Annotated in this window: 11 protein-coding genes, 2 pseudogenes and 1 riboswitch; of the genes and pseudogenes, 6 read left to right on the top strand and 7 right to left on the bottom strand. The window is 38.1% G+C overall.

Going from position 1 to position 11639, the window contains the following annotated elements:
• The first annotated feature begins 293 nt into the window (after nucleotides 1–293).
• Nucleotides 294–1570, top strand: a pseudogene (locus tag QOS06_RS08975) (ISL3 family transposase).
• A gap of 179 nt (nucleotides 1571–1749) precedes the next feature.
• Here QOS06_RS08975 and QOS06_RS08970 read toward each other — a convergent pair.
• Nucleotides 1750–2325, bottom strand: coding sequence for a DUF4767 domain-containing protein (locus QOS06_RS08970; protein ID WP_283595856.1), 576 nt, complete (start codon nucleotides 2323–2325; stop codon nucleotides 1750–1752).
• A gap of 324 nt (nucleotides 2326–2649) precedes the next feature.
• A riboswitch (TPP riboswitch) is annotated at nucleotides 2650–2758 on the top strand.
• Nucleotides 2759–2832: 74 nt separating this feature from the next.
• Between QOS06_RS08970 and cytX the strand changes: the two genes are divergently transcribed.
• Together cytX and QOS06_RS11145 are read left to right on the top strand one after the other, a co-directional pair.
• Entirely contained in the window at nucleotides 2833–4002 is a 1170-nt protein-coding gene (gene cytX, locus QOS06_RS08965; RefSeq protein WP_283595853.1) for a putative hydroxymethylpyrimidine transporter CytX, read from the top strand.
• A 61-nt stretch (nucleotides 4003–4063) separates the two neighbouring features.
• Nucleotides 4064–5193: pseudogene (locus QOS06_RS11145) on the top strand (low temperature requirement protein A).
• Between the two features lie 58 nt (nucleotides 5194–5251).
• Here the strand turns inward: QOS06_RS11145 and QOS06_RS08950 are convergent.
• The 5 genes from QOS06_RS08950 to QOS06_RS08930 all read right to left on the bottom strand — a co-directional run bounded on the left by QOS06_RS08950 (nucleotide 5252) and on the right by QOS06_RS08930 (nucleotide 8773).
• Nucleotides 5252–5590 carry a GNAT family N-acetyltransferase gene (locus tag QOS06_RS08950; RefSeq protein WP_229398108.1) on the bottom strand — a complete coding sequence of 113 codons (339 nt, stop codon included), beginning with the start codon at nucleotides 5588–5590 and terminating at the stop codon, nucleotides 5252–5254.
• A complete protein-coding gene (locus tag QOS06_RS08945; protein ID WP_238594847.1) occupies nucleotides 5541–5762 on the bottom strand; it encodes a hypothetical protein in 222 nt (73 codons plus the stop codon). Before QOS06_RS08945 ends, QOS06_RS08950 begins: the two co-directional genes overlap by 50 nt.
• A gap of 215 nt (nucleotides 5763–5977) precedes the next feature.
• Entirely contained in the window at nucleotides 5978–6442 is a 465-nt protein-coding gene (locus tag QOS06_RS08940) for a hypothetical protein (RefSeq protein WP_078009565.1), read from the bottom strand.
• Between the two features lie 12 nt (nucleotides 6443–6454).
• A complete protein-coding gene (locus tag QOS06_RS08935; RefSeq protein ID WP_283595852.1) occupies nucleotides 6455–7522 on the bottom strand; it encodes a LysM peptidoglycan-binding domain-containing protein in 1068 nt (355 codons plus the stop codon).
• A 90-nt stretch (nucleotides 7523–7612) separates the two neighbouring features.
• On the bottom strand, nucleotides 7613–8773 hold the full coding sequence (locus tag QOS06_RS08930; protein ID WP_283595851.1) for an MFS transporter: 1161 nt from the start codon (nucleotides 8771–8773) through the stop codon (nucleotides 7613–7615).
• A 294-nt stretch (nucleotides 8774–9067) separates the two neighbouring features.
• Here QOS06_RS08930 and QOS06_RS08925 point away from each other — a divergent pair, with 294 nt between their 5' ends.
• The 3 genes from QOS06_RS08925 (at nucleotide 9068) to QOS06_RS08915 (ending at nucleotide 10529) form a co-directional block, all read left to right on the top strand.
• Nucleotides 9068–9310: a type II toxin-antitoxin system prevent-host-death family antitoxin gene (locus QOS06_RS08925; protein WP_003664790.1), complete on the top strand. Its 243-nt coding sequence runs from the start codon at nucleotides 9068–9070 to the stop codon at nucleotides 9308–9310.
• The gene (locus QOS06_RS08920; RefSeq protein ID WP_078009562.1) at nucleotides 9307–9630 is read left to right on the top strand and encodes a type II toxin-antitoxin system RelE/ParE family toxin; all 324 of its coding nucleotides are present in this window, start codon (nucleotides 9307–9309) and stop codon (nucleotides 9628–9630) included. Before QOS06_RS08925 ends, QOS06_RS08920 begins: the two co-directional genes overlap by 4 nt.
• A gap of 320 nt (nucleotides 9631–9950) precedes the next feature.
• The gene (locus QOS06_RS08915) at nucleotides 9951–10529 is read left to right on the top strand and encodes a TIGR01440 family protein (protein WP_283595850.1); all 579 of its coding nucleotides are present in this window, start codon (nucleotides 9951–9953) and stop codon (nucleotides 10527–10529) included.
• Between the two features lie 169 nt (nucleotides 10530–10698).
• Here the strand turns inward: QOS06_RS08915 and QOS06_RS08910 are convergent, their stop codons facing one another.
• A complete protein-coding gene (locus QOS06_RS08910) occupies nucleotides 10699–11571 on the bottom strand; it encodes a TrmH family RNA methyltransferase (RefSeq protein WP_003671487.1) in 873 nt (290 codons plus the stop codon).
• Between the last annotated feature and the right edge of the window lie 68 nt (nucleotides 11572–11639).

Below are 11639 nucleotides of genomic sequence, written 5' to 3'. Positions count from 1 at the left end.
CGAACTCCATATGAAGTATTCATGTCTTACGTCACTGATGAGCAACTATTTTCTTTCTAACTTAAATTGACATTTCGAGGCTGGAAAAAAACTCCTAGTCCAAAATAAAAACCGGATGATGAATTTTTTGAACAATTCATCATCCGGTTTTTATGGGTTCTACAATATCTGGTGTTGATATAGAAATATTACATTCTATACCAATATCAGATTTTTTGTTTTTAAACTAAAAAAGAGGCATGCCCTCTGATACAATGAAATCGCCAAATCACATAGTAAAGAAGGTAACCTCCATGGATAATGATACAAGAACTCTTCTCAATTTAACAGACCCTCATTTAAATTTTCCTCATCATTGGCTTAAATATAAATCAATTAAAAACGTTCAGGTGGCACAAATATCCTGTACCCTTTCTTATATCCCGCGTGCTTGTCCAAATTGTGGCGTTATTAATCGTGGACAAATGGTTTTTATCAAGCTAAACACAAATATGGACAATTTAGGGCTCAACCATTAATGTTGCTTGTTAATACTCAACGTTTTCAATGTCCTGACTGCTATACAACATTTAATGCGACTAGTTATCTTTTTGAAAAGCAACGAACAATTAGTCGTGATTTAAGGCGTGAAATTATTCTTCGGTTAACGCGAATTCAAACAATTAAAGATATTGCCCATGATTTGTTTATCAGTGAAGCTTCAGTCCAGCGGGTCCTTTTGGACCTCGCTGATCAATATAAACCAAATTTAAATTATCTACCGGAAACATTATGCATTGATGAATTTAAATCAATGCGGAGCGCTAAAGGCAAGATGAGTTTTATCGCCGTTGATGGTGATCGAAGTTGCTTATTTGAGCTCCTTGAAGATCGCCGATTACGTAGCTTATTTAAACATTATCAACAGTTTAAGCGTCGTGCTCGTTGCCGAGTGAAATATCTGGTGATGGATATGAACGCTGCTTATGACCAACTAGTTAAAACCGTTTTTCCTTGTGCTCAAATTATTTATGATCGCTTTCACATTGCCAAACACCTTAATGACACGATGAATCATGTACGAATTCATGTCTTTAACCGTTTGCGAAAAGGTGGTTCAGCGGAGCAGAAACAAGCTCGGCACCTTAAACGTTATTGGCGGCTATTTCTTCAAGATCGGGGAAATTTAAGTACAAAAGTTTATTACGAAGGACGTTATTTTAATCGCGTTGTTAATTCCATGATAATCTTAGACTTAATGTTAGGGTATGACCAAGAGTTAAAAGCCACTTATAATTTTATCCAATCCTTGAAGCATGCTTATAATCAACGTGATTTTACAACTTTCTTTCAATTACTTAAACTTCGGCCAGACAGTGTTAGCCATTATACAATCCACCGTTGCCAGGTTTTAGCGCGTTATAAAGAAGGGATTAAGCGTGGCTTTGAGACTAAGTTCTCAAATGGTTGAACCGAAGGGATTAATAATCGAATTAAGACTATCAAACGAGTTGCCTGTGGTTATCGTTACTTTACGGCATTTAAAACTCGGATTTATTTAATTATTGGCCACCAAATTCAAGCTAACTAAAAAGAACCGTCACGAATGACAGTTCTAACTAGACCAATTTAATTGGCGATGATTCATATTTGCGTATCAACACTACTTGACGTAGAGCCAAAAAAGTCCAGCCACTCAAATTGAGTTTGCTAGACCATTATACGCGAAACTAATTTTAGTATAACAAACTAAAGGATCTATTTCCAAGATTATTTAGTAGATTCTGTTGCGATTCGTTCAAAATTGCTTTCAAGATCCGTATTAGTCGTCGGATGACAATCTGGATCACCGTTATTTGATTGGTCAACTAATACAACCGGTTTACCATTATGGAAGGCAAAGAAGTATGTAATTCGATTTGGCAATGGCGGTTCTGTCCCGTCATGATTATAGATCGCTACAACATTATATTCATAATCACCCTTGCCTGATGGTGCCCAGCCAATCAAGCCAGACTGACCTTCTACTAATTCTTTGCTTAAACCATCGGGGTATGTTATTCCTGTTGAAACCTTCAATTCATTTTGACCATCATATTGTTCATAGGATTGGTGCATTGTTGGTCCCCATTTTTGCATAAACGATGCCAACTGCTCATTCTTTTGAATATTCCACAATGAACTATCGTGGTGCGATTCACTACTGCTTGTATTATTAGTAGCGGCAGTACTTTGACTACTGCTAGCTTCTGAATTAGTCTTTGCGGTATTGCTACTGCTTTGCGTGCTTTGGTTGCCACAACCAGTTAAGGCAACGCCCAAACTAGCAATCGCAAGAACTTCCATTAATTTTTTCGATTTTATCCTCCCCAAACGTAAATAAAGACCAGAAAGAATGCTTCCCTCTTCTTTCCAGTCTACCTATCAATCTTCAACTTTTTTAGCGTTGTTCATTGCCTTCATGATAGAAGGATTCTTTGAATGACAATCCTTGATCATTTGGATATCTTCTTCACTTAATTCAACAGTGTATTTAGCCATGATCTTCCCTCACTTTACTTAAAAAATTACACCCTTACTATATCACATCACAGGAGCAGTGTCTGGCTTAATCAGTAAATTAAGATCATTAATTGACATTCAACTGAGATTTGCTAAGATTAACATTGAATTGCATAAACGGGGAGCTTGCAGACAGGCTGAGAGGGGACTATGCGTCTCGACCCAATGAACCTGATTTGGATAATGCCAACGTAGGAAGGATTAATAAAGGACGACCAGGATCAAAGTGATTACTGGTCGCTTTTTACTTTGCACTATCTTAATCAAATCAAACTTAAGGATGGTGAAATTATGCAACGACAGACAACAATTATCGAAAACAGCATGATTTGGTGTGGCGCCGGGATTTCAATTGCTGAAATCCTAACTGGGACTTACTTAGCTCCCCTTGGTTTTACAAAAGGGATCGCCGTAATTATCCTTGGCCACATTATCGGCTGTTTTCTGCTCTTTTTAGCTGGAATTATTGGCGGTCAGCAACGTCTTAGTTCAATGAACGCCGCAAAAATTAGTTTTGGCCAAAATGGCAGTAAGTTTTTTGCCCTATTGAATGTTCTCCAATTGATCGGTTGGACCGGCATCATGATTTATGATGGTGCATTAGCAGCCAATGGGGTCTGGCACCTTAATCAGGCATTATGGGTCATTTTAATCGGCGCCCTGATTATTGGCTGGCTGCTCGTCGGGGTTTGGCACCTTTATTACCTTAACCTTGCGACCATCTCAACATTATTAATTCTAAGCGGTCTCCTATGCGCCGCCATTTTTACCCACCATTCTACCAGTTCACCAACTGGTACATTGTCACGGGCTCAGGGGATGGAGCTAGTTATCGCCATGCCATTATCGTGGTTGCCACTTATTAGTGATTACACCAGTATTGCTCAACGACCCGTGCCAACTAGCGGGATTAGTGCAGTTGTCTATGGCCTGACTAGTTGTTGGATGGCCTTCATCGGTTTAGGAGCTGCTATCCTTACTCATGACATTAACATCGCCACGATTATTTTACGGGCCGGCTTGGGAATTGCCGGTTTATTTATCATTATTTTTTCCACAATCACAACGACATTTATGGACGCTTATTCTGCTGGTGTTTCTTCAAAAACGATTTTCAGTAAATGGTCAGGAACAATGGCCGCAATTGGTGCAACAATTCTGGGAACAATTAGTGCGTTGATTTTCCCCATGGACAACTTCAGTAATTTTCTTTACCTTATTGGTTCTGTCTTTGCCCCAATGATTGCAATTCAAATTACAGATTACTTCATCTTGAAAGTAGATTATCGTAAACAAAATTGTCAATGGGCTAACCTAATTCTCTGGTTGATTGGGTTTATCATCTATCGAATTCTGCTAAATTATTCATTTCCACTCGGCAGTACCGTTACCACAATCATTATCATCATCGCAATGACCTGGGGTACACAGCAAGTTCGCAATTTGGTCAAAGTGAAATAATTATAGTTTTCCTACTAAGTAATAGTATTATTAATGCAATTACAAGGAAGGAATTACTTTTATGAAAAAAATAGTTGCTAAACAAGTATCAATGCTTGAACTCTTCTATGATTTAATTTTTGTTTATGCGATCTCTCGAATAACAATGATGATTCATCATCCAATCGATGGTAGCTTGCCGCCAAGAATATATATTGAATTTATCATTGTCGTTATCTTCGTTTTACAAATTTGGCTTTATCAGACAGTCTATATTAATCGCTTTGGAACAAGTCGGGCCGTCGATACGGTTGGCTTATTGATTAGTATGTTTGCCGCCATCTATTTAGCTAATAATATTAATACTGAATGGCGGTTAACATTTCATGCGTTCAATCTTTCGGCAGCACTAACAACTATTAATTTAATCTTTCAATATTTACTTGGCTCTAGCACTCATTTTAAACGAGATCATGATCTCCAAGGATTTATTATTGCGCTTGACTTAGAATTTATTCTTCTTGTAACCGGGCTGATTATTGGTTATCAGTATGGTGTCTATCTCTGCGTTGCCGGTGGTTTAATCGGCTTTCTAATGCCCTTAGTGATTACCGCATGTTTAGGCCGGAACAAGTCAACTTTCCCCACCTCATAGAACGCCTAAGTTTAATAATTATCATTACGTGCGGAGAAACACTTGTTAACATTACCCATTACTTTAAGGGCGCTATCTATTCACCATTAGCAATCGCAATCTTTCTAGGAGTAGCTGCCCTATTCGGCGTCTATACATTGCTAGTAGAACGCTTCTTAAATCATCATCAGCATACTCGCGGCTTTATTGCGATGTACACTCATGTTATCAGCCTACTCTCGATTACGGCTGGGATTATCTATATGGCTGATGAAGAAGTATCACGTTTGTTTCTTAGTTGCTTTGTCGCATCTAACCTCATCGTCTTCTACCTTTGTCTCTGGCTTTATAGTTTTTATAATCGCCGCCATTTACGCTTTAATGGTCGAGATCTTAGGGCAATGGCGATCGTCCTTTTACTAGGATCACTTGGCATTATTTTATGTCGCGAAAATAACCTAAGTTTGATGAGCGCATTTGTGTTAACCAACGTGGTCGAATTCGGCTTGTTGGAATGGAAGCTGCAAAGAAAAAAGCCCTCTAAGGAGCCTCACAACAACTATTCATCACATAATTAGTTTTCATCCGTATTTATATTCCATTTATCCTAATAACCATTTAGGGCAGATGGAATTTTTATTTTAAATTCAGTTCAAATCCCATATGTTTATTGTCAATTTTGTCATCAATATAAATCGTACCGCGTTTTATAAAACCAATATCTTGGCCTATTTTTTGAACAGGAATATTTTTGTAATGAGTATCATAACGGAAATTCCTTACTCCCTGCAAATACCCAACCGTAAGTAGATTGGAGAAGATATATTTCCCAAAACCTTGACCATTGTGGGAAGGAAGGACTGCTAATCGATGAATGATTGCATATGGCTCATTTGGTTTTAACCACGATCCATCTTTAATCTCTTCATACGTTTGTTCCGGGGTTAGTTGTAAGGTAGCCTTTTTGATTATCAATTAGCACCCAGTTATAGCCAGCTTTAATATCATTTTCCATCGTTTTCTGGAAAGGATGACCATCTTGACATTGTGGATTACCCTTTTCTTTTAATTGTGCTCGTGCCTGTTCAATAATTGTCATCACACTTTGAAGATCATCCAAAGTTGCTCGTCGTAAGTAAATTGCCATTATCTTTTCTCCTTAATCATCTCTCACTCCTAACAACAAAATTCTAATATATTAATGTATGGTCATTTTATCACGATTAATTATTAAACTGATGGGGCTTTAGCTAAGTTTAAGTGTTTTGTCACAGCGTTTTCATTTTAAGGAGGGAATCTCATATTTATCCATAATAAAAAGGCCTCCTTTAGAATTGGGAGACCCTTTTATTTAACTTTATATCATCGAATTTGTTCAAACTTAGTCGCTTTATGATCAATTCCTTGACCGGCATTGGCAATCTGATAAGTAAAGTTACCAGACCGCATCTTTTTGCCTAATGCTAGCATATGATTATATTGCCACATTGAGACTTTCCCATCTTGCAGTTTTGAAAGTGTCAACCGATTTCCTTGCGCCTTATAATTCCACTTGCCATCTTTGGCGTTGTCTTGGTAGGCTTGTTGAAAATCGCTAGCACTATTACTTGCTTTGATTGCCGTATCCTTGTCGGGAGTAACAACAACCTGATCCCCACTTGTGGCAAAGGTCATATAAGCATTTTGATTACCTGACACTGATGTATATTCATAAACGTGACCAGGAAGACGTTTAGCCACTGTCCGACTAGCATAGAGATAAAAGCCGCCAATAACAACCATTACTGCTACTAAAACAGAAATAATAACTTTTGTCTTTTTTTGCATTTTTATCCCCTATTACTCATCGTCAGAAGTGTCGGTGTCGTGGTCACTTGTAGTAGCTTGACTGTTGCTATCTTCATCATCACTGCTGCTTTGACTGCTGTCATCGCTGCTTTCACTTTCGCTACTACTGCTGCTATCGCTATCTTCATCATCCTTAGTGCTGCTACTATTACTGCTATCAGCGTCATCATTAACACTAGCGTAGACATGGATCTCGTTGCCATCTTTTTCAATGTAAACTGTCGTATCCTTCTTGGCTTTTGAACCTAGGGCACTTTCGATTTCACTAAGGATCGCATCATAGTCATTCTTCTTAGTATCCTTTAAGATCGCTGCTGAATCAACATTAAGTTCATCAGCGTCACTACCCCCATCCCCTTCGTCAAAGGACAGTTTGTCATTATTATTGGCATCATTCAAGCCGCTCACAATGTCAGAAGCACTGACTGATGAAGTATGCTTCTGATGCTTAGCAGACTTAGTTGAGCTGGATTGACTAGCACTTTGTTCATTATCATTGTCGTTGTTGTTAAATGAATTTACCGCGCCTGCCTTGTAAATTGTTGTCGAATGATCAGAATTGTCGGAATTATCGTAATTCTTAACAACAGATTGTGGTTGAACGGCAATATTCACTGTTGTTGGGCCATTATTGATTGTAATCTTTGTCTGGGCAACAACATTTGGATTTACGTTGGGATCATAACCAGCAGGAACGCTTCCTTCACGGTTTAAGATAAGAACATCCCCAGCAAAGATTAAATTAGCATTTTGAATGTTGTTATCGTAGCAAAGTTTAGCCACAGAAATTCCAGTTGCGGCTGAGATCCCCGATAAAGTGTCACCCCATTGAATAATGTAACGAGTGCCATTAAGGTTATTGGTATTAATGTGTTGCATCGCCATATTATTAGAAATTTGTTCGGGGGTATTGGCAATCCAATTAGTAATATCCGCTTGCTCTTCTGGTGATCCACTGGCATTATCAGCCTCAGCAGTTGCCACAGAGCCAATCATTACTGATCCTGCTAAAACAGCAGTCATAAAAGTAGCTGCTAGTTGCTTCTTACTTAACTTCATAAAATTATCCTCCCAAATAGTATCAAACCTATTAATCCAAAAATAATTTTACTGCTATTGGAATAATTCTTCAAATGCATATAATCATTTCTAGTTGGCGCTTGTTTTAATCAGATAAAGCGAACCAAAAACTGCAATCAAGGCATAGATTGCTCCAACGTATCCAATCTGGTTAATTTGAACAAAATTAATACTGATTGAGGCGGTCAAGGAGCCAATCGATACCCCCACGTTAGTACAAATTGGGTTTAATGAAGAAGCCAAATTCATTGCTTCTGGATACTCTCGATCAGCAATATTCAGAAACATTACTTGCAGAATTGAACCGGGCATTCCTAGGACAAAACAAATAACACACAATAACAGGATCCCTAACCATGCAACATGGAACATTGCATTCATCAACAATAAACAAATAAGGACGGTGCTACTAATAACAGTAAGTTTAGTGATCCCAAAACGATTTGCGATTACGCCGGCACATATATTACCAAGAATAAACGTAATTCCAATAAGTCCTAATAACCATGTTAAGTTAGTCGTACTAAACCCAAGAACATTGGTAATAATTGGGCGAACATAAGTATAGAAGGTATATTCAGCTGACATTAATGTTACCATTACGATAACCCCAAGAATTATTCGCCGATCCTTAAAAAGTTGAACTTGGTTACTTAACGAAGCATTTTCTTGACGACTGTCCCGTGGTATCAGCCAATATAAAAAGCCACAAATAATTACGGTTAAAACCGAAATGAGGGCAAAACTATCCCGCCAAGAAAAAGCATTACTAATTGCCGTTCCAACGGGGACCCCTACAATCGTAGCAATACTAAAACCAGCGAAAGTTGAAGCGACCAGCATTGCCCGTTTTTCAATTGGCGCAATCATACTTACAAATACAAGAATCAATGAAATAATTGTCCCCGCGACCGCAGCTGTTACAATCCGCGAAACAAATAGCCAAAATAGGTTAGGCGCAACTGCGGTTAAAGTGTTACCGATTAAAAAGATCAGCATTAGCACCATCAAAACATTAAAACGATCAAACTTACCTGTCAAAGTGGTAATTAAAGGTGTGCAGATAGCATAAATAATTGCAAAACTAGTAACTAAAAAGCCAACCGTTGATAATGAAGCATGGTAACTTTTGGCAATATCAGAAATAACCCCCACAACCATAAATTCATTACATCCTAATAAAAATGCGGTTAAGACAAAAACAACGGACTGCAAGCGAAATTTAGACATATTCTTAGCTCCTTTCGTATAAAAAAATGCTGGAAAAAATACCGATAAAATCAGTATTTTTTCCAGCAACCTACCTTCGAACGTACCTTTTGATAAACAAAAGGCATATCTACAAAATGTAGTATAGCAAAGGATTATTTGAGTTTCAATTCTTCTTGAAAGATAGTATCTGTCACATTTTTATAGATCGCCTAAAGTATACATCTTTCTACATAGTTTATATAGTAGAAGCATACCTTTTTTTGCTGTAAATATTACTTAAAATATCGTACAATGTTAGTGAGGTGATTAATCATGATGAAGATGTCAATAAAACCAGTTTCTGCTTTACGTGATTACAATAAACTACTAAAAGAAGTAGATGCTGATAATCCAGTATTTTTAACTAAAAATGGTTATGGAAAGTATGCGATTGTTGATATTGAAAGTTATGATCGATTTGTAAATGGCATGAAAGTTCTTAAGGATCTTCAAGAAGCCTCGGCTGAAAGTGGATTATACACGCTAGACGATGTATTTGGAGAGCTTGATAAATGAAAAATTATCAAATAGGATTTAGAGGTGCAGCAAAGCGAGATGTTGATAATCTGTATCAATATCTTATTCATAATTTTAATAAGCAGACTGCTGATAAGGTGAGTGGTTCTCTGAAACATTCAATTGAACGTTTATCGGCAATGCCAGGATTGGGTAAAGATGCTGCAGAGTTATCTGAATTATTAGCTGGCTATCGTTTTTTACCATTGAAGCGCAACACGGTTTTTTATCGTGTTCATGATGATGAACAATTAGTTGAAATTTTGCGCATTTACGATAATCGTATGGATATTATTGCGCATTTATTGAATGACAGATAGCAGTAATACTTCATCCGAGATCTAGCAAGGTATTTCTAATATATTTGTAGAAAGTTATTTTGATGAGGTATTTAGACTTCACTAAACAAAAAAGTCCCTCGGTAGTCGTCCATAATTACCAAGGGCTTTATTTGTCTGTCACGTGGATTACTATGCTCCTTATACGCTTTCTGAACTAACTAGTAATAATCGTCAAGAAATTGGGCATTAATCTCTTTTAGGCTCATAAATAGAGCAGGTAGCTATTAGCTACACAAAGGTTTTTCCTAGTATAATGTGGATAATTAGATATATTATTCATAATAAAGAAATAATAATTAATGACAGTAGATGGAATTAATCTTGATAAAATTAAAGAACAAACAGCAACAGGTTTAACCGAATTATTGGATCAAGCTCAGTTAGAAAAAGATGACCTCGTAGTGTTAGGTCTTTCAACTAGTGAAGTCCATGGCGGAATAATCAGAAAGGACTCTAACATTGAGATTGCCTGGGCGATTGTTTCGACAGTTGTTAATATCTTACGAAAACACCAACTCCATTTAGCAGTCCAAGGTTGCGAGCACCTTAATCGGGCACTTGTTGTCGAACGAAATGTAGCTAAGGAGCGCGGCTTTGAACAAGTTACTGTCTTCCCTTCGCTCCATGCAGGTGGTGCAGGACAAATTGCTGCTTTTGAAAACTTTAACGATTCGATTGAAGTTGAACACATTACTGCTGAAGCCGACATGGACATCGGTGATACCTCGATTGGCATGCATGTTAAGTTTGTCCAAGTTCCAGTTCGCACTTCGATAAAACAAATCGGACTGGCTCATACGACTTATCTCCGCAACCGACCAAAATTGATTGGTGGTGCGCGCGCAAAATACGAATGGGATCCGTTTGACAATAAATAATTTTAATTATGAGGCTGCGAGAAAACTTTTTCAACAGCCTCTTTTTTATACGAATCTTGTTACGATATCGTGGAAATCCTTGTAGACTAGCTTTGCATTGTAGCCATCCTTGCGGGAGTGGGACTAAAAACTCGCAAGCAAGTTTAATTCTATTCCCTTTTTCGTTCAATTATTTAACTTTCCGATTACCCAATTCCCAAAAAGCGAGGGCCGAGGCAGCCGCCACATTTAAGGAATCAACGCCTGTAGCCATCGGGATCTTAATTGTAAAATCACTCTGCGTAATTGTATTTTCTCTTAATCCCGGCCCCTCTGAACCAAGGATAATGGCTAATCTATCCACCTTAGCTAACTGAGGATCATCAATATCAACCGTGTTATGACGGAGCGCCATCGCGGCTGTTTTGTAGCCAGCTCGATGAAGAAGATCAACTCCTTCTGACTGCCAAACTTTAGCATCAACATAGGTCCATGGTACTTGAAAAACCGTTCCCATAGCTACCCGTGAGGCCCGGCGATAAAGGGGATCAGCTGAGTCGCTCGTCACAATTACCCCATCAATTCCGAGAGCTGCGGCTGAGCGAAAAATCGCCCCAATGTTGGTGGGATTAACAACACTTTCCAGGATTGCGATACGCGGATGGTCACTGGGCATAGTAGCCAAAAAATTATTTAGACTTGGCCGTTCGACGCGGTGCATAGCTGCTAATGCTCCTCGTAAAAGATTATAACCACCACCAGCCAACTGCCGAAGTAATTTACTATTAACTACATAAATTGGCGTTTGTTCTAATCCCCTAGTTTGGTTAATTGCCATCTCATGATCCAAATCAGCCAAGTCGCGCTCTAGTTCCTTTTCTTCTATTAAAAGAGATGCTGGCCGATAACCTGCTCGTAAAGCTCGTTCAATCACTTTGGGACTTTCCGCAATAAATAAACCCGGATTAGGTTCAAGAGCATGAAAAAGTTGTGCTTCATTAAGTCGCATATAAGGATCTAAATCTGATCCTGTAAGATCTGTAAGAAAAATTAAATTATGCATATTGAATTTACCTTATCTTAAAAACTGAATTAGTTTAGTATACTCTTATTTTCGACCTTTTTCATGAC

The organism is Limosilactobacillus sp. DJ3M12, from assembly GCF_947381695.1.
Taxonomy (GTDB): domain Bacteria; phylum Bacillota; class Bacilli; order Lactobacillales; family Lactobacillaceae; genus Limosilactobacillus; species Limosilactobacillus kinnaridis.
This window is presented reverse-complemented; position numbering and strand designations above follow the sequence as displayed.